This is a genomic window from Actinomadura sp. NBRC 104412, assembly GCF_030269515.1.
In the GTDB taxonomy this organism is placed as follows: domain Bacteria; phylum Actinomycetota; class Actinomycetes; order Streptosporangiales; family Streptosporangiaceae; genus Spirillospora.
Genome location: NZ_BSTM01000015.1, coordinates 35,113 through 57,066, shown reverse-complemented (window position 1 = coordinate 57,066; position 21,954 = coordinate 35,113). Strand labels below are relative to the sequence as shown.

Genomic DNA, 21,954 nt, shown 5'->3' with positions numbered 1-21,954 from the left:
ACCGTGTCCGATTCGTACCTCACCATCGAGGACCTCTCCAAGGAGTTCGAACGGGACGGCGAGCCGCCGCTGCGAGTGATCGACAACCTCAACGCGCGGGTCGAGGACGGCGCGCTGCTGTCCATCCTGGGGCCCTCCGGCTGCGGCAAGTCCACCCTGCTCAACATCATCAACGGGCTGGACGACGTCACCTCCGGCCGGATCACCATCAACGGCACCACGATCAGCCGCCGGTCGCGGTCCGCGGTGAAGATCGGCGTGGTGTTCCAGGATCCCCGGCTGCTGAACTGGCGTACCGTCCGCGACAACGTCCGGCTGCCGCTGGACGAGCTGAAGGTGCCCAGGGACGAGGCCGAGGAGCGCGTCGACCGCTATCTCGACCTGGTGGGCCTGCGCGAGTTCGGCGAGTACTACCCGTTGCGCCTGTCGGGCGGGATGCGGCAGCGGGTGTCGCTGGCCCGGGGGCTGGCGATCGAGCCCGACCTGCTGCTGGCCGACGAGCCGTTCTCCGCGCTGGACGAGATCACCGCCCGCAAGCTGCGGATGGAGCTGATCCGGATCTGGCAGGCCACCGGCCGCACGATCATCTTCGTCACGCACAACATCCGGGAGGCGGTCTTCCTGTCCACCCGGATGCTGGTGGTCACGGCCCGGCCCGCCACCACCCATCTCGATCTGCCCATCGACATCCCGCATCCGCGGGTGCCCGAGGACGACCGGCTGTTCGAGATCGAGAAAGAGGTCACCCGCGACTTCATCCGCATGGAGGAGGCAGCCGAATGACGCCGGAGGATCTGCGCGAGCGGGATCACCGCTACCGCCGCGTTCGCGACGCGATGGACGAGCAGGGCCTGGACGCCCTGCTGGCGTTCGCGCCCGGATGGCGGCGGGAGAACGTCCGCTACCTGACCGACGCACCGGTGAAGGGCAGCGTGGCGCTGGCGCTGCTGCCGGCGACCGGCGACCCGTGCGCGTTCACGGTGCGGCATGCCGACGCCGCCGCGATCGCCGCCGCCGGCTGGGTCACCGACTGCACCACGGTCGCGCTCCCCGAGGACACCGAGCCGGCCGGCCGGCTGACCGGCCGGCTGCGCGACCTGGCCCCCCGGCGGCTCGGCGTCGCCCACCTCGAACTGCTTCCCGCGTTCCTCGACGACGTGCTCCGCAAGGCCCTGCCCGGCACCGAGATCGTGTCGGCGACCGCCCTGATGGACGGCGTCCGCCTGGTCAAGAGCGACTGGGAGCTGGCCAGGATGCGGCGCAGCGCGGAGGTCTGCGAGGCGGGCTGGCGCGCGTTCGTGGACGTGCTGGAACCCGGGCTGCCCGAGTACCGGATCGTCGCGGAGGTGGAGGCCGAGATCAAGCGGCGGGGCGCCGAGGACAACTTCATGCTCATCGCCTCGGGCGGTGACGAGGTGCGCGGCATGACCCCGCCCGGTCCCCGCCTGCTGGAGGACGGCGACATGGTCCGCACCGAGCTGACCCCGCAGATGGACGGCTACTGGCTCCAGATCTGCCGGTCGGCCGTGGTCGGCACGCCCAGCGACGGGCAGCGCCGCTCGTTCGACCTGTTCAACGAGTCGGTGGAGGCGGGCCTTTCGGTGGTGAGGCCCGGGGTGACGGCGCACGAGGTCGCCAAAGCGCAGAACGACGTCTTCCGCAAGTACGGGTACGGCGAGTACTGCACCAGCCAGTACACCCGCGTCCGCGGGCACGGGCACGGGCTGCACCTGGACGAGACACCGATCATCGAGGGCAACGAGACCGTCCTGCCCGAAGGGGCGGTGTTCATCATCCATCCCAACACCTACACGCCCCTGGCCGGTTACCACGTGCTGGGCGATCCGGTGACGGTGACCGCGACCGGCCCCGAGATCCTCATCAGCACCGAGCGCAAGCTGTTCTCCACCGCCGAAGAGAGGGCGTCATGAAACGCGGGCTGGTGGTCCTGGACCACGACGAGATCCCCGAGTCCGAGTGGACGTCCCGCGTGGGAACGCTCCAGAACAGGCTCGCCGAGGACGGCATCGACATCGCCCTCGTCTACGGCGACGTGTACCGGTCGGACGACATCGGTTACCTGACGAACCTGTGCATCTATTGGAACGAGGGCGTCGTCGCGGTACCGGCGGAGGGCGAGCCGTCCTTCCTGACGAAGCTGTCACCGCGCGTGCACACCTGGATGCGGCGCACGTCCAAGGTCTCCGACCTGCACAGCGGCCGGGCGTTCGGCCCGCTGGTGGCCGGTCTGCTGGACGGCAGGGAACGCGGCGTGGCCGGCCTGGTCGACGCGGCGCTGTGGCCCGCCGCCCTGGTGACGGAGCTGACCGGCGCGCTGCCCGGCTGGGAACTGCGTCCGCTGGGCGGCCTCGTCCGCGAGCAGCGGCTGCGGCCGTCACCGAACGAGACGGCCTTGATCCGCGACGCCACCGCACTGCTGGACGAGGCCCTGCGGCGGGCCGTCGCGCCGGGCCTGGCGCCCGCCGACAGGGTGTCGGTCGTCGAACGGACGCTGCGCGGCGGCGGCTACACCGAGGTGCTGGTGGACACGACGAGCGCCCAGGACGGTGCCGTCTCGGTCGACGTCACCGGGCAGTACCGGCACAACTGGCTGCGCGCCGCGAGAACGGTCGCGGACCCCGGCGGCGCTTCCCCGGCGGCCGGACTGGAGGCCGGGCTGGAGGCCGCGATCGGCGCCGTCGCCGCCGGTACGGCCGAGTCCGCGCTCGGGCATGCCGCCCTCTCGGCGCTCCCCGCGTTCCCGGACGGGACGGAGGCCGAGGTCCGCTGGATCGACCAGGCCGACCTGTCCACCGGCGGCGACTACCGGCCACCGGGCGAGGACGTCCGGCTGGAGCAAGGCTCGGTGGGGGCCGTCGCCATCGAACTGATCCTTCCCGGCGGCGGCCGTGCCGTCGTCGCCGACACCGTCCTTGTCGGACCGCGAAGCGCCGAGAGACTGACCGGAAGCAAGGAGCCGCGATCGTGAGAATCCTGTCGAACGCCGACGTGGAGAAGGTGCTGACAGCAGAGGAGACCATCGGCGCGCTGGAGACGGCGTATGTCGAGCTGACCGAGGGCCGCGCCGCCAACCGCCCCCGCAACCACACCTATTTCCCCGTCGAGGACGCCGACCACCCCGGTTTCCGGTTCCGGTTCAAGTCCCAGGAGGGCGGCAACGCGGCCAGCGGGGTGTGGGCGCTGCGGATCACGTCCGACATGGCCGGTGTGGAGACGCTGCCCACCGGGGAGAAGCGGCGGCGGCTCATCCCCGCCGCGCCCGGCGGCACGTACGTCGGCCTGGTGACGCTCTACAGCATGAAGACGCTGGAGCCGCTGGCGATCATCCACGACAGCTTCGTCCAGAAGATGCGGGTCGGGGCGACCTCGGCGCTGGGCATCCGGGAGATGGCGCCGGAGGGCGTCACCGTGGCCGGGATGTTCGGCTCCGGCTGGCAGGCGCAGGCGCATCTGGAGTGCCTGCTGCTGGTCCGGCCGGAGATCGAGGAGGTGCGCGTCTACAGCCCGACCCGCCGCAACCGGGAGACGTTCGCCGCGGAGTGGTCGGCGCGCACCGGCCGCCGGATCGTGGCGGTGGACGAGCCGAGGGGCGCGGTCGAGGGCTGCCGGATCGTCACCTGCGCCACGGCCGCGATGGACCCCTGCTTCGAGGGCGGGTGGCTGGAACCCGGCTCCCATGTCACCGCGATCACGTCCCCGGACGGCACCGCGACCCGGCGCGAGCTGGACGACGCCACCTTCGACCGGGCCGACAGGATCGTGGTGCTCTCCCGCGAGCAGGTGCACCACGACAAGCAGTTCGACATCCTCGGGCCGGTCGAGCGCGGCCGGATGTCCTGGGACGACATCCGCGAACTGGGCGAGGTGCTGGCCGGGCGCGCTCCGGGACGCACGTCCCCGGACGAGGTCACGATCTTCGCCAACAACACCGGGATGGGGCTCCAGTTCGCCGCCGTCTGCGCCCGCGCGCTGGCGCTGGCCGAGGAGCGGGGCCTCGGCCACGAGGTGCCGACCGACTGGTTTCTCGAGGAGACCAGCCCGTGAGCGCCGGGACGCACCGCGTGGGCGGGCCCAGTGTCGTCTTCGGTGACGACGTGAACACCGATGTCATCATCCCGGGCCGCTACCTGGTCAGCATCGATCCGCAGGAGCTGGCCGGGCACGCGTTCGAGCCGCTCGGGCCGCGCGTCCAGGAGCGGCTGCGGGAGAGCCGCGTGGTGGTCGCTGGCCGCAACTTCGGCTGTGGCAGCGCCCGCGAGCAGGCCGCGACCTGCCTGATCGGGGCGGGGATCACCGCGGTGGTCGCCGCGTCGTTCTCGCGGGTTTTCTTCCGCAACGCCATCAACACCGGGCTGGTCGCGGTCGAGTCGCCCGGTGCGGCGCAAGCCGTCAGGGAACGCGCCGCCGACTTCGACGGCGACGGGGGAGTGCCGGGCGGCGAGGTCCGGGTCGACTACGCCGACGGGGTCGTGGAGGTGGACGGCGAGCGGTTTCCGTTCGCGCCGTACCCGGAGAACCTGCGGACGATCCTGGAAAGCGGCGGGCTGATCCCCTACCTGATGAACACCATCGCCACGACGAAGGGGGGCGCCCGATGAGCAGGACCTTCGCGCAGAAGGCGCTGGAACGGGCCTCGGGCGAGAGCGGGCTGGAACCGGGGCGGATCGTCGACGCCTACCCCGATCTCTACATGAGCCACACCGCGAGCTGGCGGTGCATCCGCACGCTGGAGCGGATGGGCGTCGACAGGCTGTACGACGTGGACCGGATCGCGATGGTCATGGACCATATCTCGCCGGCGAACTCGGCCAAGACCGCCGCCGACCACCGGCTGTGCCGCGAGTTCGCCGAGAAGATGGGGATCCGCACGTTCTACGACGTCAACGCGGGCATCGCCCACATCGTGCTGATGGAGAAGGGACATGTCAGGCCGGGCGCGCTGATCATCGGCACCGACTCGCACTCCACCATCTACGGGGCGCTGGGCGCGCTCGGCACCGGCGTCGGCTTCAGCGAGATCACCGCGGCCTGGGTGACCGGGCGACTCTGGATGAAGGTCCCCGAATCCATCAAGATCACGATCGAGGGTCCGCCGCCCGCCGGGGTGCACCCCAAGGACATCATGCTCCGCCTGATCGGCGACCTCGGGGCGGACGGCGCCACCTACTGCTCGGTCGAGTTCCACGGCTCCTACCCGGCCGCGATGTCGGTGTCGGAGCGGATGACGCTGTGCAACCTGGCGATGGAGATGGGCGCCAAGAACGCGTTCGTCCCGCCCGACGAGACCACCCGCGCCTACCTGGCGGAGGCCGGCGTCGCGCCGGACGACTACGTGGAGCTCCGGCCGGATCCCGGCGCCGTCTACCGGCAGGAGGAGGTGATCGACACCCGGGCGCTCTCGCCGCAGATCGCCGTCCCGCACACGGTCGACAACGTCGTCCCCGTGGAAGAGGTCGAGGGCACCCGCCTCGACCAGGTGTTCGTCGGCTCCTGCGCCAACGCCAAGTACGACGACCTGGCCGTCGCGGCGCGCTACCTGAAGGGCAGAACGGTGGCACCCGGGGTCCGGCTGATCGTCACCCCCGCGTCCGCCACGATCATGTCGAGGGCCGCCGCCGACGGCATCCTGTCCACGCTGCTGGAGGCTGGTGCCACGATCACCAACCCCGGCTGCGGGGCGTGCGCGGGCAACGGCGGCGCGATGGCCGACGGCGAGGTCACCCTGTCCACCGCCAACCGCAACTTCCGCGGCCGGATGGGCGCCTACGAGTCGCGGATCTATCTGAGCAGCCCGGCCACCGCCGCCGCCTCGGCGGTCCGCGGCGTCATCACCGACCCCCGGGAGGTCACCGTATGACCGGGCCCCACCTGACCTTCGTCGAAAAGATCCTCGCGCGGGCCGGCGCGAAGAAGGCGGTGACGGCCGGGGACATCGTGGTCGCGGACGTGGACCTGCTGATCATGCACGATCTCAGCGGTTTCCTGACCGCCAAGGTCTTCGACGAGCGGGTCGGCCGGCCGATCCTGCGTCCGGACCGGGTGGCGATGGTGTTCGACCACCACTTCGCACCCGCGACCGAGCGGCAGGCGGCGGTGCTGGAGGCCAACCGGGAGTGGGCGCGCCGCCACGGCATCCGGCTGTTCGACTGCGGCAGCGGCAACATCCACAACGTGGTGATGCGGCGCGGGCTGGTGCGGCCCGGGTCGATCGTGGTCGGGTCCGACAGCCACACGCCCGTGCACGGCGTGCTGGGCGCGCTCGCGGTCGCCCTCGGCAACGACTCGCACGCCGGGACGGTCCTGCCGTACGGGAAGGCGTGGTTCAAGGTGCCGTCCACGGTCCGCGTCGAGATCGACGGCCGGACGGGGCCCGGCGCCACCACGCGCGACGTGGCGCTGTGGCTGGTCGGCGAGCTGGGTGAGGGCGGCCAGGTCTACAAGGCGCTGGAGTTCGGCGGCCCCTACGTCAAGGCGCTGCCGTTCTGGGACCGCTGGCTGTTCCCGCTGCTGACGGTGGACGTCGGCGCCAAGTGCGGGTACGTGGAGCCCGACGAGGTGACCGAGGCCCAGGCCCGCGCGCTGGGCGTGGACGGCGTGTTCGAGCGCGGCGATCCCGGGGCGGCCCACGAGGTGGCTTCGTTCGACGTCACGGGACTCGGCCCGCAGGTGGCCTGCCCGCCCACGGTCGGCAACGTCAAGCCCGTGGAGGCCCTGGCCGGGACTCCCGTCCAGTGGACCGAGCTCGGCGGGCACGGCGGCGGGCGGCTGGAGGACTTCCGGCTGGCCGCCGAGGTGCTGGACGGGCGCACCGTCCATCCGGACGTGCGCCTCAACCTCGTGCCCGCGAGCCGGGAGGTGTTCTCGGAGGCCGAGCGGGAGGGGCTGGTGCGGCGGCTGCACGAGGCCGGGGGGACGTGGTTCCCGCCCAGTACCGGCTCCAACCAGGCCGCCAACATGGGCGCGATGGCTCCGGGCGAAGCGATGATCTCCACCCATGCCCGCAACTTCCCCGGCCGCAACGGCAGCCCCGAGGCCAGCATGTTCCTGGCCTCGGCGGCCACGGTGGCGGCCTCCGCCGTCACCGGCCAAATCACCGATCCCCGCGAGATCACACACCGGGCGGGGCCGCGATGAGAGGGACGAGCATGGTCTTCGAGGGCCGCTGCTGGAAGTTCGGCGACAACATCCCCACCGACCGGCTGGTGAAGTCCCGCTACGTCTTCGAGCCCATGTCGGAGATCGTCAGGCATGTGCTGGAGGATCTGGACCCGAGGTTCCCGCTGGAGGTCGAGCCCGGCGACATCGTGGTCGCGGGGCGGCACTTCGGGCAGTCCTCCGGCCGGGCCATCGCGACCAAGGCCCTCCAGGCGACCGGCATCGGGTGCGTGGTGGCCGCGACGTTCGCCCGCACCTTCTACCGCAACTGTTTCGAGATCGGCTTGCCCGCCCTGGAGGTCCCCGATGTCACCGACCTGGTGAGCACCGGTGACCGCCTGCGGGTGGACATCACGGAGGGGACCTTCACCAACCTGACGACGGGAACGACCCGCACCGTCCCGCCCGCCGATCCGTTCCTGCTGGAGATGCTCGCCGGCGGTGGCCTGATCGAGCTGGCCATCGCCCGTCCCGGCCTGTTCGGGGCGCCCCCCGCCACCGCTCCCGGCTGACGAAGCCCGCGCGCGGGCATGGCCGGATCCAGATCTTTCCTACTATATTGGTAGGAATATCGACCCGTCCTTGGGAGCGATGCCATGCCCGCGTCGGCGGCCGCCGCGAAGCAGGTTCATCTGGCGGCGCACTTTCCCGGTGTCAACAACACCACGGTGTGGTCGGATCCGGCCTCGGGAAGCCAGATCGACTTCGCCTCGTCCGTCCATCTGGCGCGGACGGCCGAGCGTGGGCTGTTCGACTTCTTCTTCCTGGCCGAGGGGCTGCGGCTGCGGGAGATGAAGGGGCGCATCCACGATCCGGACGTGGCGGGGCGTCCCGAGTCGCTGACGGTGCTGTCCGCTCTGGCGGCGGTGACGACGCACCTGGGCTTGGCGGCGACGGTGAACTCCACCTTCAACGAGCCGTACGAGGTGGCGCGGCGGCTGGCGACGCTCGACCACCTCAGCGGCGGCCGGGCCGCCTGGAACGTGGTGACCAGTTGGGACGAGTTCACCGGGGAGAACTTCCGGCGCGGCGGGTACCTGGCCGAGGCGGACCGCTACAACCGTGCCCGCGAGTTCCTCGCGACGGCGCGTGAGCTGTGGGACTCGTGGCGGGACGAAGACGTCGTGGCCGATCCGGGCACGGGACGGTTCCTGGCGCGCGGCGACGCGGGCGCGTTCGCGCATCGGGGGCCGCAGTTCGACATCGCCGGGCGGTTCAACGTCCCGCGCGGGCCGCAGGGCCATCCCGTGATCATTCAGGCCGGGGACTCCGCCGAGGGCCGCGAGTTCGCGGCCCGGGACGCCGACGTGATCTTCAGCCGGCATGGGACGCTGGAGGACGGCCGTGCCTTCTACAGGGACGTCAAGAGCCGGATGGCCAAGTACGGGCGCGACCCGTCCGAGCTGAAGATCATGCCGGCGGTCACCTTCGTGCTGGGCGACTCCGGGGAGGAGGCCGCCGAGCGGGCGGCGCAGATCCGGCGCGCGCAGGTCAGCCCTCAGACGGCGATGGTGTTCGTGGAGGCGATGTGGGGGCGTGACCTGTCGGGCTACGACCCGGACGGTCCGCTCCCGGACGTGGAGCCCGACTTCGGCGAGGGGGTCTCGAAGGGACGTGCCCAGTTCCGGGGCGACCGGCGCGAGACGGTCCGGACATGGCGGGCGCTGGCTGCCGAGCGCGGCCTGTCGATCCGCGAACTGGTGATCGAGGCGACGTCCCGGCAGACCTTCGTCGGCACCCCGCGCTCGGTGGCGGACCAGATCGAGGAGTTCGTGCGGACCGGCGCCGCCGACGGGTTCGTGTTCGTCCCGCACCTGACGCCCGGCGGCCTGGACGACCTGGTCGACAGGGTGGTGCCGCTGCTTCAGGAACGCGGTGTGTTCCGCACCGAGTACACCGGGCCGACCCTGCGCGACCATCTCGGCCTCCGTGCTCCCCGTTCCGCGAAGGAGGAGGAGAAGGAGGTGGTGGTGTGACCGCGCTGCATCTGGCGGTGGCCCTGGAAGGCGCGGGCTGGCATCCGGCGGCGTGGCGTGACCCGGCGGCGCGCCCGGCGGGGCTGTTCGAAGCCTCGTACTGGGCCGAGCTGGTCGCCGAGGCCGAGCGCGGGCTGCTGGACTTCGTGACGATCGAGGACGCGCTGGGCTTGCAGTCGTCCCGTTTCGAGGGGCCCGACGACCGGACCGAGGTGGTGCGGGGCAGGCTGGACGCGGTGTTGCTGGCCGCCCGGGTGGCGCCGCTGACCTCGCGCATCGGGCTGGTGCCGTCCACGAGCGTCACGCACACCGAGCCGTTCCACGTCTCCATCGGCATCGCCTCGCTCGACTTCGCCAGCGGCGGGCGGGCCGGCTGGCGCCCGCAGATCTCCGCGCGCGCCGCCGACGCGGCCCACTTCGGCCGCCGCGAGTTCCCCGCGCTCACCCTCGACGAGATGCGCGGGCCGCGCGGGCGGGCCTTCGCCGCCGAGCTGTTCGCCGAGGCGTCCGACGCGGTGGAGGTGGTGCGGCGGCTGTGGGACAGCTGGGAGGACGACGCCGAGATCCGCGACGCCGCGACCGGACGGTTCCTCGACCGCGACAAGCTGCACTACATCGACTTCGAGGGCCCGCACTTCAGCGTGCGCGGGCCGTCCATCACGCCCCGCCCGCCACAGGGGCAGCCGCTGGTCGCCGCGCTGGCCCACGACGACCTGCCCTTCGACTTCGCCGCCCGCGGCGCGGACGTCGTCTTCGTCACCCCCGAGTCCCACGTCGAGGCCGCCGAGCTGGTCGGGCGGGTACGGGCCGCCGAGTCCGCGGCCGGCCGCACCGGCGAGCCCTTGAAGGTCTTCGCGGAGCTGGTCGTCCTGCTGGACGCGGCGCCCGGTGCGGCGGCCGCCCGCCGGGCGCGGCTGGACGGGCTGACCGCGATCGCCTCCGATGCCGCGATCTTCACCGGGACGCCCGGTGAACTCGCCGAGTTGCTGCTGCTCTGGCGCGGGGCGGGACTGGACGGCTTCCGGCTGCGTCCCGGCGTCCTCCCGTACGACCTCACCCAGATCACCCGGGGTCTGGTGCCCGAGTTGCAGCGGCGCGGCGCCTTCCGTACCGAGTACACGGCCGGGACCCTGCGCGGGCACCTCGGGCTGCCCCGGCCGGCCAGCCGTTATGCGACCCCGGCTCCCGGAGGCAGGTCATGATCCCGCTGTCCGTCCTGGATCTGGCGCCGATCCCTGCGGGCGGAACGCCGTCGCTGGCACTGCGCGACACCCTGGATCTGGCCCGGCGCGTCGAGGAGTTCGGCTACCACCGTTACTGGCTGGCCGAGCACCATCTCGCCCCGGGAGTGGCCGGCTCGGCGCCGCAGGTGCTGATCGGCGCCGTGGCCGCGGCGACCGAACGGATCAGGGTCGGCTCCGGCGCCGTGCAGACCGGGCACTGGACGCCGCTGGCCATCGTCGAGCAGTTCGGCACGCTCGACGCCCTCTATCCAGGGCGGATCGACCTCGGTCTGGGCCGTTCGGGGAAGGCCCGCAGGGAGCAGGTCATGCGGCGGCGGACACCGACGCGCGAGGCGGCGGTGGTGGACGGCCTGCTGATCCCTCCGCCTTTCGACCAGAGCCGGCTGGCCGGTTCTCCGGTGGTCTCGCTGCTGGGGACGATGCTTCAGCAGCCCGGTGCGCGAACCCCCGGCTTCGCGGAACTGGTGGACGACATCGCCGCGCTCCTCGACGGCTCGTACCGGTCGCCGGAAGGGCACCGCGCCCACGCGATGCCGGGCGAGAACGCCGATGTGGAGCTGTGGATCCTGGGCAGCAGCGGGGGCGAGAGCGCCCGGGTCGCCGGCGAGCGCGGCCTGCCGTTCGCGGCGAACTACCATGTCGCCCCGGCGCACGTGCTGGAGGCGGTGACGGCCTACCGCGAGGCGTTCCGGCCGTCCAAGGTCCTGAACGAACCGTACGTGGTGGTCTCCTCGGACGTGGTGGTCGCCCCGACCGACGAACAGGCGCGTGAGCTGGCCTCCCCGTATCCGCTGTGGGTGCACAGCATCAGGACGCGCCTGGCCGCGATCCCGTATCCGGCTCCTGCCGAGGCCGCCGCCCATGTCTGGGATCCCGCGGACTGGGACCTGGTGGCCGACCGGGTGGACACCAGGTTCGTCGGCTCACCGCGTAGGGTCGCCGAGGGCCTGGAGGTGCTGCGCCGCGTCACCGGCGCCGACGAGTTGCTGATCACCACGATCACCCACGACCACGCCGATCGCGTCCGCTCCTACGAACTGCTGGCGGCGGAGTGGGCGGGCGGCTGAGCCCGGCCGTAGGCGCGGGACGTGTCAGCCGAGGTCGGCGGACGCCGGGGCGGGACGGTCACCGGCCGGGCGGCTGCCCACGGCGATGGCGGTGAGCAGGCCGGGGAAGCGGGCCTCGATGTCGTCGCGGCGGAGGCTGACCAGGACGCGGTTGCCGAGGTCGTCGAGGCGGAGCAGGCCCGCCTCCCGCAGGACGCGGAAGTGGTGGGTCCGTCCGGCCTTGCTGACGGGCAGTTCGAACCACGGATAGGAGTGCCGGGCCCCCTCGGGCTCGTTCAGCAGGGCGAGGATGACCGAGCGGCGGTGCGCGTCGGTCAGTGCGCACAGTACGCGTTCGAGGTCGAGTTCCTCGCGTGTGGGATGCCACAACTGTCGGCGTTCGGATCGCTGTGGCATTCGGTCCTGCGGCATGGAAGGGCTCCCCACGTCCCGGCGGGTGCGACCGCCGGTCATCGTATCCCATGGCATGTATTTCCTACCTATTTACATAGGTATAGTGGCAGCCGTACCTTCGCCCTGTGAGATCACCTGCTGAGGAGGCGCGTGTCATGACGCTGCACCTGGTGGAACTGCAACCGGAACAGCCCGAGCGGGATGCCGCCGCCGCGCTGGTGGAGCGCGCCGAGGCGGCACTGCGGTCGGCGGGAGCGCGGTTGCTGGAGGCCCATGTTCCGCGGACCTTCGAGCGGATCTTCCTGATCGCCGAGCTGCCAGGCGAGGCCCCGTCCGCGGACGCGGTGGGCGGCGCGCTGCTGGAGGCGGGGATCGCCTTCGACGACGTGGCCCAGGTCCGGCTGGTCGGCGCCGAGATCGAGGAGGTGCGGAAGCTGGCGGGCAGCCGTCCGGTGGGCTACCTGGTGGAGTGGGACCTGCCGGAGGGCCTGTCCATGGACGCCTACCTCGCTCGCAAGAAGGAGAAGGCACCCCTTTACGCGCAGGTCCCGGAGACCACGTTCCTGCGCACCTACGTGCGCGAGGACATGGACAAGTGCCTGTGCCTGTACGACGCTCCCGACGAGGAGGCCGTCAAGCGGGCCCGGGAGGCCGTCGACACGCCCATCGATCGACTCCACGCACTCGGCGAGCTACGGTGACCGCGCCCCGCACCGTGGCCCCGGGCGACCTCGGGCTCGCGGAGCTGACCGCGTGGGTCGGCGGACGCGCCGCCGCGGTGGACCGCGACGAGGCGGACGTACGGGAGGCGCTGGCCCGGCTCGGCGAGCGCGACCTGCTGGGCATCGGCGCTCCCGCGGACGGCGACGGCCGGTTCGCCGAGTTCGCCGAACTGGTGGCGGCGCTCGCGGGCGAGTGCCTGAGCACCGCGTTCTCGCTGTGGGGCCACCACATGGTCATCGAGTACCTGGCCCGTGCGGGCACCGGCTTCGCCGCCGGACTGCTGCCCGGCCTGCGTGCCGGACGGCCGGTGGGCAGCAGCGCGATGGCGCCCGCCCTGCGCGACCTCGCCGGGCTGGAACCGCTGCCGGTGATCGCCACCCCGGCGCCTGGCGGCTTCCTGCTGGACGGCCCGATCCGATGGGCGTCCAACCTGTACGAGGACGCGGTCATCGTGCTGCCCGCCCGTACCGAGGACGGCGACCGCCTGATCGTCACCGTGCGGGCAGGGACGCCGGGGCTGACCATAGCCCCCGCCCCACGGTTGCTCGCGCTCAACGCGACCGCCTCGTCCTCCGCACGGCTGGAAGGCGTGTTCGCCCCGGACGAAGCGGTCGTCACCCGCGACTTCGCCTCGTTCGTCCACAGCGTGCGGCCGTTCTTCCTGCTGACGCAGACCGCCTTCTGCCTCGGCCTGGCGGCGGCCTCGCTGCGGTTCGCGGGCGAGGCCGAGGGCACGGCCGCGGCGGCACTGGCGCCCGGCATCGGCGAGACCGGTGACCGGTACGGCCGAGCCCGCGACCGGTTCACCGCGCTGATCCGTCCGGGCGCCGACCGCGACTCCGCGGCCGAGCTGCTGCGGCTGCGGCTGGAGGCGGCCGAGGTCGCGCAGGCCGCGACCCGGCTGGAACTGGCGGTGCGGGGCGGCGCCGGGTTCGCCATGAGCAGCCCGACCTGCCGCCGCTTCCGCGAGGCCGCCTTCCTTCCCGTTCAGGCACCGACCGAAGGGCAGTTGAGGTGGGAGATCCAGCGCTTCGCATCGTGAACGCCCACAAGTCCTACGGCCGGCGGCGCCCGGTCCTGCGGGGCGCCGAACTGGAGGTCGCGGCGGGCGAGTTCCTCGTCCTGGTCGGTCCCAGCGGCGCGGGCAAGTCCACCCTCCTGCGCGTGGCGGCCGGGCTGGAATCCCTCGACCAGGGCCGCGTCGAGTACGGCGGTGACCCGGACGGCGCGTCCGGGCGTCCCGCGATCGGCGTGGTGTTCCAGCAGCCGTCGCTGCTGCCGTGGCTGACCGTCGCCGGCAACATCCGGCTCGGCACCCGGTACCGCGCCAACGCCGGCACCGCCGACCGCCTCGACGTGGACGGGCTGCTGGACCGGCTGGGCCTGCCGGGTCTCGCGGGCGCCTGGCCGGACGCCCTCTCCGGCGGCCAGGCGCAGCGTGTCGCGTTCGCCCGCGCGGTCGCGATCCGGCCGTCGCTGCTGCTGCTCGACGAGCCGTTCAGCGCGCTCGACCCCGCCAACCGGCGGGAACTGCGCGAATGGCTGCACGCCCGGTCCGGTGACCTGGCCCCGACGATCGTGCTGGTCACCCACGACTGCGACGAGGCGCTCTACCTGGGCGACCGGATCGCGCTGCTGGACGGGTCCGGCGGTATCGCCGAGATTTGGGACAACACCCCCGGCGACCCCGCCACACCGGACGCCGGGCGGACACGGGACGGCCTGCGCGAGGAGATCCTCGGCCGCTACCGGCTACCGGCGGTGACGGCATGACGGAGATCGGGGGTTCCGGACGCCTCGACCGCAGGCGGCTGCTGGGCGCGGGCATCGGAGCGGGCGCGGCGCTGGCCCTCGGCGGCGGCGCCACCGCCCTCGCGCGGACGGCCGCCGCCCGTCCCGGCGGGCGGGCGCTGCGGATCGGCTACCTGCCCATCACCGACGCCTCCCCGCTGCTGATCGCCCACGCGCGAGGACTGTACGAACGCTTCGGCGTGCGGGTGGAACGCCCCGTGCGGTTCCGCGCCTGGGCCGAGCTCGCCCAGGCGCTGGTGGCCGACCGGGTCGACGTCGTGCACCTGCTCATGCCGTTCGCGATCCAGCTCCGGTACGGGATGATGCCGTCGCTGCGGGTCGTGGCGTGGAACCACACCGGCGGCTCCGCGCTCACCGTCCACCCGTCCGTCGGCGAGGTCGCCGACCTGGCCGGGCGGACGGTCGCGATCCCGTACTGGTGGTCGGTGCACAACGTGGTGGTGCAGCGGATCCTGCGCGGCGCCGGGCTGCGGCCCGTGACCCGCGACCGGCCGTCCCGCGCCGCCGGGACCGTGCGGCTCGTCGTGATGAGCCCCAGCGACATGCTGCCCGCCCTCGACAACGGAGTGATCGGCGGCTACATCGTCGCCGACCCGTTCTGCGCCGCCGCCGAGGCGCGCGGAGTGGGACGGATCCTGCGCTTCAGCGGGGACGTCTGGCGCGACCACGCCTGCTGTGTCGTCGCGATGAGCGAGGAACTGGCGGCGAACCGGCCGGAGACCGTACAGGGCGTACTGAACGCGGTCACACGGGCGCAGCTCGCGATCCGCGCCGACCGCGCGGCGGCGGCCGGTCGGCTGTCGGCCGGTTACCTGCCGCAACCGCTGAAGGCGATCCGCCGGGCGCTGACCTACCCGCGGGAACCGTACGCGGCGCGCGGCGCGGTCACCCGCCCGGACTGGGCGGGGGAGCGGATCGAGTTCGCCCCGTTCCCCTTCGCCTCCTACACCGAGCGCCTCGTCACCGAGATGAACCGGACGGTCGTGGACGTCGACCGCGGCTTCCTGACCGGCATCGACCCGGCGGCCGTCCACGGCGAGCTGGTCGACGACCGGTTCGTCCGCGCCGCGATCCGGCTCTCCGGTGGGCCCACCGCGTTCGGCCTGCCCGCCACCCTGACCAGGACCGAGGAGGTCGACACCGGATGACCATCGACCAGAGGACACCCGCCACCACGCACGCCGCCCTGCCGGGCGCCGCCCCGGGGACCTCCGTGGCCACGGCTCGCACCCGCGCGGCCGTGTGGCGGCTGGTCCCGATCGCCGTCGCGTTCGCCGCGTGGTGGCTGCTGACCACCGTGGCGGGCGCCGGAAGCCCGCTCCTCACCGGGTTCGCGCCGCAGCACGCGCTGCCCGCGCTCGTGCGCGGCGTCCTGGACGGACCTCTGCTCCCGGACGCCGCCGCCAGCCTGTGGCGCCTGATCGCCGGGCTCGCGCTCGCCGCCGCCGTGGGGATCCCCGTGGGCCTGTCGTGCGGGCTGCTGCCGGGCCTGGAACGCGCGACCCGCCCGCTGTTCCAGTTCACCCGGATGATCTCGCCGCTGGCCTGGGCGCCGGTCGCGGTCGCGCTGTTCGGCGTGGGACACCAGCCCGTGGTGTTCCTGGTCGCGATGGCGGCGGTCTGGCCCGTGCTGCTGAACACCACGGCCGGAGTACGCGGCATCGACCCCGCCTTCCTCCAGGTCGCCCGTTCGCTCGGCGCGACCCGGTGGGAGGTGATGGCCACGGTCGTGCTGCCCGCGATCCGCCCGCAACTGCTCACCGGCCTGCGTCTCGCGCTCGGGGTGGCCTGGGTCGTCCTGGTCCCCGCCGAGATGCTCGGGGTGAGCTCCGGCCTGGGCTACGCCGTCCTCAACGCCCGCGACCAGCTCGCCTACGACGGTCTCATGGCCGTGATCCTGATCATCGGCCTGCTCGGCTACCTGCTGGACGCACTGGCCCAGCGCGTCCTGACACCCCGCCGCGGAACCTGACCGCTCACCGCCTTCCCGCTGGCGATGCCGTACGGCGGACTGCACATACCCTCACCGCGCAGGCCCTCGGCTCGCTCGCATGGCCGGCCATCGTCAACCCGATCGGGGTGCTCCTTCTGCTGTTCGTTTTGCTAGGACGTGGCACTGGCGGAGCCGCGACCAGCCTGCTCCACCTGGTCCCGTCCGTCACGGCCGTGCTCGCCGCATGGCCATCTCGGCAATCGGCGTCCTGCTGGTCCTGGCACGCCCACGAATGCGAGATGCGGTGCGCGGATGGGTTCGCGAGTAGCTGGACACCGTCCATGGTGAGCGGCGCATCCGGCGCGCACTCGACGCGTCGTGCCGTCCCGAGAGAACGTGAACCGACTACGCGCCCAGGTCGCCGTAGCCGAAACACCGGTCGCGAATTGACCCGAGCGGGGCGGTCAGCACGCCGTGCCAATTGCGAGTATTCCCCGCTGGAAAAAGTCGAAATATGGGAGTACGGTCGTGTCATGGCGAGCCAGGCCCGTCTCACCTTCCGGGGACACGTCGACTTCTGTCGCGTCGCCAGCGCCCTGTGTCGAAGCCGACGTCTGTCACGGTCCTGAAGATCAGGCGTTCGAGGCATCGACTTCGCGCGCCGTGAACTCCTCGGAAGTGCCGATGTCCTTCTTCGACGGTCCCTCTGGCCGTATCCCCTACCATTTCTGGCCCGCCCGCCGTCCACTGGCCGGGCTGATCTTCCTGCATGGAGCCGCCGACTCCCATCGCTACCACCGGCTCGCCATGACCCTCAACGAGCGCCAGGTCAGCGTGCTGGCCACCAACGGCGTCGGGGAGATTCAACGCGACGCACCGCCGCACCTGTCGTCCCTGGACGTACCGGCACGTGCCGTTGAGATGCTCGCCGAACGCGCCGCGCGGCGGTTGTCCGGGATACCGCTCGTCCTGGGCGGGCACTCGCTGGGCGGCACCGCCGCCGCGTTGGCCGTAGCGCGTAACGCCGGTCCCTACGCGGGGTTGGTCCTGTCGGGCACCCCGTTCACCAGACCGACCCGGTTGCGGGGAGGGCCCGTCAGCATGGACCTCTCCTATCTCCCCATGGCGTTTGGCGGTGCGGCCCCCGTGCCCGTCGTGGAATCCCGGGCGCTGGAGATGGCCTGGTGCGAGTTGGCCGAACGGTTCGAGCGGGTCCGTATACCCGTCCTGTTCGTGCACGGCGGCAAGGACTCGCTCGTGCCCATCACCGACAACCGGAGCTGGGCTTACCGCCTCCCCGTGGCACAACTGGCCTGGTTCCCCCGGGCCGGACACGACGTGTTCAACACCCCGGGTCCGCCCAGAGCCGCCACCACGGTGGCCGACTTCGTCCTGTCCGTGGCGTTGAGCCAAGCCGTGGCCTGACCACGGTGCCGCCCCATCCATCGACGCAGCAGGAGGTCCCATGAGCGTCACCGACGAACTCATCGCCAACGCCGAGCGGTACGCGGCCACCTTCGACAAGGGAGACCTGCCCCTGCCACCTGCCAAGGGGGTCGCGGTGGTGGCCTGCATGGACGCGCGGCTCAACCCGTACGGGCTGCTCGGCCTGACCGAAGGGGACGCGCACGTCATCCGCAACGCCGGAGGCGTGGTCACCGCGGACGAACGGCGCAGCCTGGCCATCAGCCAGCGGCTGCTGGGCACCCGCGAGATCATCCTCATCCACCACACCGACTGCGGCATGCTGACCTTCACCGACGACGCCTTCAAGGCCGCCATCCAGGAGGAGACCGGGGTCAAACCCGACTGGTCGGCCGAGGCGTTCACCGACGTGGAGGAGGACGTGCGGCAGTCCATCGGCAGGATCAAGGCCGACCCGTTCATCCCGCACACCGACCAGGTACGCGGGTTCGTCTACGAAGTGGAGACCGGCCGCCTGCGCGAGGTCAAGGCATGACCGTCTGACGACCGACGGCCCTGGCGCCTCCGGAAGGAACGTCGCCCCCGAGGTGGAGCCGGCGCGGAAGCCCACCTCGGGGACGGCACGCCCGAAGGCGGCGTGCTTCGGATTGGGCGATACTTTGGCGTCCGACGCCGAGCCGGTCAATACACCCGCCTACCGCGGATCACATCGCTGCCAGAGCATCTCCAGCCCCAGCACGATGGCGCACAGAACCCCCACGGACCCGGGGACGGCCACGAAAGCCACATGTATAGGGCTGCTCCGATCCGGGATGAACAGGTCAGCCCATCCCAGCGCCAACGCCAGCGCGGTGGCCATCCCACCAATACGGGAGGCCCATTCAAAAAATCGCGGATGCAACGGTTTGGGCGGCGCCGAGATCCTCGAACGCACATCGATGCTGAAAAAGATCAGCAAGACGGCAAGAAAGGAGATCAGGGTGACCATGTCGGACGACGGCATCGGACGCATGCCGCCACCCTAGTCGCAGGCCGAACGCCGGAGCCGCCCACCATTTCGTCAAGAGAATCCGCACCTCAATAGGAGGCGAAGCACACGAGCACCCGGCCGTCACGTTGCCCTTGATCATCATCTCGGAGGATCTGCGCGGTGGCCTCTCACGTCCCGAAACCGTAGAGCGCCGAGCCGCTGATTCCAGGTTCGCGCCGCAGCACCAGGGCGGCGATATCGCGGCGGGGACGATGGGCCGGTGTCCACTAGGTGTATCCAGGTCAGCTCTGGAGTATCTCCGCGAGCACCGCCGCCTGGCTGATGTCGATGTTCTTGGTGGCGGTCAGCAGCGTCAGCGTCTGGTCGCGGGAGATGCTCCGCAGGTGCTCCAGCGCTTCGGCCCGCTCATCCTCCTGTAGTTCGGATCGGTACCGGCGGGTGAACTCGTCGAACCGCTCTGGATCGTGGCCGTACCACTTGCGCAGCTCCGTGGACGGCGCGACCTGCTTGCACCACTCGTCTATGTGGGCCTTCTCCTTGCTGAGCCCGCGGGGCCACGCACGATCCACCAGAACACGCACACCGTCCCCCTGCGCCGGTCCGTCGTAGACGCGGCCCACTTTGACATGAGCCTTCTTGGCGGCCATGTCGTCTCCTCCTCTTCCCCGGCTCCCGGCTGGAAAGGCTGCCCAGTGTCATGCCCTTTCGCCTAGCCGCATACCCTCGCACGCCCACGCCTGCTCCTGGTTCTGCCTCCCCACGCGACGTCGGGTGAAGCCATGGGGCTGGCCGTGTCCAGTGTTGGGATCGACAATCAGGCTATCGGGGCGGCGTGTTCGAGGATGACGAACAGCGCGTCCACGGCAGAGGTCACCGTTTCCACGGCTTCGGCGGCGTCGGTGCCCGGGTTGAGCTCGCCGTAGACGGCGCGCGGCGGCAAGGAGACGGTCGGCATCGGCGACGGTGAGATCACGTCGCAGGCGCAGCGATAAGGACATCCCGTTCGCGAGCGGCTCGTCCTCAACCATGTCGCCATCGCCGACCATGCGGACAGCCTACGGAAACAGGCACTGCCGGCGGACGTTTGTGCGCGGCGTCCCGCCGCGTTCACGCCGCGGTCTCGGCCATGCGTCGAGGCTGGTCGATGCGAGTGTGATGGACGGCCGACCTGTGGTCGGCCACGCCGGTCGGGTCGTGGGGGTGGCTCAGCTCGCCACGCGGGCCGCGCGTTCGACGACGTAGCCGACCATGTCGCGGACCACGATGAGGTCCTTGAAATTCTCTTCGGCGATCTCCACGCCGAACCGGTCCTCCAAGGCGAACCCGAGTTCGACCAGGGCCAGTGAGTCGAGGCCGCGGTCCTCGATGAGATGCGTGTCCAGGGTGATGCCGTCGGCGGGAACGCCGATGATGTCCTCCACGATTTCACCGATCGCCTGAAGAACCTGCGCCTGCGACACGTCCATCGAGCACCTCCGGGTTGATCGAGGCAAAGTCCGTCGACGCCGCCCCGAGCGGCGGCGGTGATATGTGGACAACTATGCACCGGCGGCCCTCGCCGAACAAGACCGCCGGCCACTTTGGAACGGAAATTCACAGGAAATCTATAACCATCGATAGAGCTGCTATATCGAAATGCATACCGTCGCTCATTTCGGGGCCGCATGACTCTTGTCGGCATTGTTCGGGGATGGCTACTATGCCACCGTGCCGCCATAAGCATTAGCCCGTGGAGCGGCTCGGGAGGAGTCGGTTGGTGAGCGCCATGCTGTCCAGCGCCGAGGTGCGGGAGTGCTCGATCGCCGATCCGCGCGCCTCCCTCGCAATGGCGCGGCGGTTGCGGGAGATCGGTGTTTCCGCAGGTGATCGGGTGATGCTCAAGGCCGATAACTCGGTCGCCTTCGTCGCGGCCCTGTTCGCGCTGCTCCATCTGGATGTCTCGTTGGTGCTGGTCGATCATCAGCAGGCGGTGGCGGAGAGCCGGCACATCATTGACTTGACAAGGACGTCCTGGGTGTTGCTCGGTGACGGTATTCGGGAGCCCTCGGGAGCGCGTGTCATTCGTTTCGAGCGGCTTTTGGACGGGACCGCCGGCGACGCGGGGCCGGAGCGGCTGGATCTCGATCGATGGCGGAGCAGGGGCGACGCGTTGATCGCCTGGTCCTCCGGATCGACCGGTAGGCCGAAGGCCGTCGTGCGATCCGGCGGTGCATTTCTCGGCAATATCGAACGCACCGGGAGGGCGATGGCCTATCGGCGCACCGATATGTTCCTTCCGCTGCTGCCTTTCTCCCACCAGTACGGGCTCTCCCTGCTCTTCCTGGCGTTCCTTTCGGGCGCCGGGCTCCTGGTCGCCCCGTACCGGCGGCTGGACCTCGCCCTGCGTTCAGCGCACCGCGCGACCGTCCTGGACGCCACGCCCGCGACGTACCGGAGCCTGGTGTCGCTGCTGGAACGCAAGCCCGAGCTCAGGTCGGGGCTGGAGTCGGTGCGGTTGTTCTGCACTGGGGGCGCTCCGCTGGACACGCGCTTCTCGGAACGGTTCCGTGCCGCGCTCGGACGCCCCCTCCTCGACGGGTACGGGAGCACGGAACTCGGCAACATCGCCTTGGCGACCCCTGAGAGGCCGGTGGGTTGCGGCCACCCCCTCGACGGCATCGAGGTCGAGATCCTGCGCGATGACGGAGGTGTCGCGGCGGCCGGTGAGGTCGGGGAGGTGGTCGTGTGGTCTCCCGACGCCATGGAGGGTTACCTCAGAGGGGACGACACGGTCGAGCCCGTGCAGCCTCCCCCGTACCGCACAGGGGATCTCGGCTACCTGGACGATCGGGGGCATCTCTTCGTCGTGGGCCGGAAGCGGGCGGTGCACCGGCTCGGTCACACGCTCTATCCCGAGGTGCTGGAGCGCAAGGCGGAGGCCATCGGCCGGCCGGTCGCGGTGGTCCCTCTCGAGAACGAACGCCGCGGCTGCACGCTGGTGTTCGCGGTGGAGGACCCCGACACCGGCGACGCCCGGATGTGGCGGGCGCGGATCGGCGCACACCTGGCCCCCTACGAAAGCCCGGACCATGTGGTCGTCTTCGGACGGTTTCCGGTCAACCGCACCGGCAAGACCGACCGGGCCGAGCTCCGCCGCATGTGCTGGGAGGCGGTCTTCCGGCCGTCCGAGGCCGGAGTTCCCGTGGACGCCGAGGGAGACGCCCGTGCATGACCT

General features: G+C 71.3%; 24 protein-coding genes. 19 read left to right on the top strand and 5 right to left on the bottom strand.

The genetic code is table 11. The annotated features are described in order from the left end of the window. Nucleotides 1-3: 3 nt before the first annotated feature. The 11 genes from QSK21_RS19835 (at nucleotide 4) to QSK21_RS19785 (ending at nucleotide 11,463) form a co-directional block, all read left to right on the top strand. A complete protein-coding gene (locus QSK21_RS19835; RefSeq protein WP_285697791.1) occupies nucleotides 4-783 on the top strand; it encodes an ABC transporter ATP-binding protein in 780 nt (259 codons plus the stop codon). Next, a complete protein-coding gene (locus QSK21_RS19830) occupies nucleotides 780-1,931 on the top strand; it encodes a M24 family metallopeptidase (protein ID WP_285697790.1) in 1,152 nt (383 codons plus the stop codon). Before QSK21_RS19835 ends, QSK21_RS19830 begins: the two co-directional genes overlap by 4 nt. Then, nucleotides 1,928-2,989 carry an aminopeptidase P family N-terminal domain-containing protein gene (locus tag QSK21_RS19825; protein ID WP_285697789.1) on the top strand — a complete coding sequence of 354 codons (1,062 nt, stop codon included), beginning with the start codon at nucleotides 1,928-1,930 and terminating at the stop codon, nucleotides 2,987-2,989. The genes QSK21_RS19830 and QSK21_RS19825 overlap by 4 nt, the downstream gene beginning before the upstream one ends. Further along, nucleotides 2,986-4,065, top strand: coding sequence for an ornithine cyclodeaminase family protein (locus QSK21_RS19820; RefSeq protein ID WP_285697788.1), 1,080 nt, complete (start codon nucleotides 2,986-2,988; stop codon nucleotides 4,063-4,065). Before QSK21_RS19825 ends, QSK21_RS19820 begins: the two co-directional genes overlap by 4 nt. Further along, a complete protein-coding gene (locus tag QSK21_RS19815; protein ID WP_285697787.1) occupies nucleotides 4,062-4,619 on the top strand; it encodes a LeuD/DmdB family oxidoreductase small subunit in 558 nt (185 codons plus the stop codon). The genes QSK21_RS19820 and QSK21_RS19815 overlap by 4 nt, the downstream gene beginning before the upstream one ends. Further along, nucleotides 4,616-5,878: an aconitase/3-isopropylmalate dehydratase large subunit family protein gene (locus QSK21_RS19810; RefSeq protein WP_285697786.1), complete on the top strand. Its 1,263-nt coding sequence runs from the start codon at nucleotides 4,616-4,618 to the stop codon at nucleotides 5,876-5,878. Before QSK21_RS19815 ends, QSK21_RS19810 begins: the two co-directional genes overlap by 4 nt. After that, nucleotides 5,875-7,155 (top strand): 3-isopropylmalate dehydratase large subunit, encoded by a 1,281-nt coding sequence (locus QSK21_RS19805; RefSeq protein ID WP_285697785.1) that lies wholly within the window; start codon nucleotides 5,875-5,877, stop codon nucleotides 7,153-7,155. The genes QSK21_RS19810 and QSK21_RS19805 overlap by 4 nt, the downstream gene beginning before the upstream one ends. Then, nucleotides 7,152-7,688 carry a LeuD/DmdB family oxidoreductase small subunit gene (locus QSK21_RS19800; protein WP_285697784.1) on the top strand — a complete coding sequence of 179 codons (537 nt, stop codon included), beginning with the start codon at nucleotides 7,152-7,154 and terminating at the stop codon, nucleotides 7,686-7,688. Before QSK21_RS19805 ends, QSK21_RS19800 begins: the two co-directional genes overlap by 4 nt. Nucleotides 7,689-7,772: 84 nt before the next feature. Beyond that, nucleotides 7,773-9,152: an NtaA/DmoA family FMN-dependent monooxygenase gene (locus QSK21_RS19795; RefSeq protein WP_285697783.1), complete on the top strand. Its 1,380-nt coding sequence runs from the start codon at nucleotides 7,773-7,775 to the stop codon at nucleotides 9,150-9,152. Further along, nucleotides 9,149-10,354 carry an LLM class flavin-dependent oxidoreductase gene (locus QSK21_RS19790; RefSeq protein ID WP_285697782.1) on the top strand — a complete coding sequence of 402 codons (1,206 nt, stop codon included), beginning with the start codon at nucleotides 9,149-9,151 and terminating at the stop codon, nucleotides 10,352-10,354. Before QSK21_RS19795 ends, QSK21_RS19790 begins: the two co-directional genes overlap by 4 nt. Further along, a complete protein-coding gene (locus tag QSK21_RS19785; RefSeq protein WP_285697781.1) occupies nucleotides 10,351-11,463 on the top strand; it encodes an MsnO8 family LLM class oxidoreductase in 1,113 nt (370 codons plus the stop codon). The genes QSK21_RS19790 and QSK21_RS19785 overlap by 4 nt, the downstream gene beginning before the upstream one ends. Before the next feature lie 24 nt (nucleotides 11,464-11,487). On the opposite strand, the gene QSK21_RS19780 is transcribed toward QSK21_RS19785, so the two are convergent. Next, nucleotides 11,488-11,874, bottom strand: coding sequence for a helix-turn-helix domain-containing protein (locus tag QSK21_RS19780; protein WP_285697780.1), 387 nt, complete (start codon nucleotides 11,872-11,874; stop codon nucleotides 11,488-11,490). Nucleotides 11,875-12,011: 137 nt separating this feature from the next. Here QSK21_RS19780 and QSK21_RS19775 point away from each other — a divergent pair, with 137 nt between their 5' ends. From QSK21_RS19775 to QSK21_RS19745, 7 genes are all read left to right on the top strand, one after another. Then, nucleotides 12,012-12,557 (top strand): DUF4242 domain-containing protein, encoded by a 546-nt coding sequence (locus tag QSK21_RS19775; protein ID WP_285697779.1) that lies wholly within the window; start codon nucleotides 12,012-12,014, stop codon nucleotides 12,555-12,557. Next, the gene (locus tag QSK21_RS19770) at nucleotides 12,554-13,621 is read left to right on the top strand and encodes an acyl-CoA dehydrogenase family protein (protein ID WP_285697778.1); all 1,068 of its coding nucleotides are present in this window, start codon (nucleotides 12,554-12,556) and stop codon (nucleotides 13,619-13,621) included. The genes QSK21_RS19775 and QSK21_RS19770 overlap by 4 nt, the downstream gene beginning before the upstream one ends. Continuing rightward, nucleotides 13,618-14,352 (top strand): ABC transporter ATP-binding protein, encoded by a 735-nt coding sequence (locus QSK21_RS19765; RefSeq protein WP_285697751.1) that lies wholly within the window; start codon nucleotides 13,618-13,620, stop codon nucleotides 14,350-14,352. The genes QSK21_RS19770 and QSK21_RS19765 overlap by 4 nt, the downstream gene beginning before the upstream one ends. Then, a complete protein-coding gene (locus QSK21_RS19760; protein ID WP_285697749.1) occupies nucleotides 14,349-15,539 on the top strand; it encodes an ABC transporter substrate-binding protein in 1,191 nt (396 codons plus the stop codon). The genes QSK21_RS19765 and QSK21_RS19760 overlap by 4 nt, the downstream gene beginning before the upstream one ends. Then, nucleotides 15,536-16,363 carry an ABC transporter permease gene (locus tag QSK21_RS19755; RefSeq protein ID WP_285697747.1) on the top strand — a complete coding sequence of 276 codons (828 nt, stop codon included), beginning with the start codon at nucleotides 15,536-15,538 and terminating at the stop codon, nucleotides 16,361-16,363. The genes QSK21_RS19760 and QSK21_RS19755 overlap by 4 nt, the downstream gene beginning before the upstream one ends. 645 nt (nucleotides 16,364-17,008) lie before the next feature. Beyond that, nucleotides 17,009-17,749: an alpha/beta hydrolase gene (locus tag QSK21_RS19750; RefSeq protein ID WP_285697746.1), complete on the top strand. Its 741-nt coding sequence runs from the start codon at nucleotides 17,009-17,011 to the stop codon at nucleotides 17,747-17,749. Between the two features lie 40 nt (nucleotides 17,750-17,789). Then, nucleotides 17,790-18,284, top strand: a complete 495-nt coding sequence (locus QSK21_RS19745) for a beta-class carbonic anhydrase (protein WP_285697743.1) — start codon at nucleotides 17,790-17,792, stop codon at nucleotides 18,282-18,284. 159 nt (nucleotides 18,285-18,443) lie between these two features. On the opposite strand, the gene QSK21_RS19740 is transcribed toward QSK21_RS19745, so the two are convergent. The 4 genes from QSK21_RS19740 to QSK21_RS19725 form a co-directional block, all read right to left on the bottom strand. Next, the gene (locus tag QSK21_RS19740) at nucleotides 18,444-18,761 is read right to left on the bottom strand and encodes a hypothetical protein (protein WP_285697741.1); all 318 of its coding nucleotides are present in this window, start codon (nucleotides 18,759-18,761) and stop codon (nucleotides 18,444-18,446) included. Nucleotides 18,762-19,021: 260 nt separating this feature from the next. Further along, nucleotides 19,022-19,387, bottom strand: coding sequence for a DUF488 domain-containing protein (locus QSK21_RS19735; protein ID WP_285697739.1), 366 nt, complete (start codon nucleotides 19,385-19,387; stop codon nucleotides 19,022-19,024). Nucleotides 19,388-19,554: 167 nt separating this feature from the next. Next, the gene (locus QSK21_RS19730) at nucleotides 19,555-19,695 is read right to left on the bottom strand and encodes a hypothetical protein (RefSeq protein WP_285697737.1); all 141 of its coding nucleotides are present in this window, start codon (nucleotides 19,693-19,695) and stop codon (nucleotides 19,555-19,557) included. 250 nt (nucleotides 19,696-19,945) lie between these two features. After that, nucleotides 19,946-20,206 (bottom strand): acyl carrier protein, encoded by a 261-nt coding sequence (locus QSK21_RS19725; protein WP_285697735.1) that lies wholly within the window; start codon nucleotides 20,204-20,206, stop codon nucleotides 19,946-19,948. Nucleotides 20,207-20,505: 299 nt separating this feature from the next. Between QSK21_RS19725 and QSK21_RS19720 the strand changes: the two genes are divergently transcribed. Next, on the top strand, nucleotides 20,506-21,951 hold the full coding sequence (locus QSK21_RS19720; RefSeq protein WP_285697976.1) for a class I adenylate-forming enzyme family protein: 1,446 nt from the start codon (nucleotides 20,506-20,508) through the stop codon (nucleotides 21,949-21,951). Nucleotides 21,952-21,954: the final 3 nt, after the last annotated feature.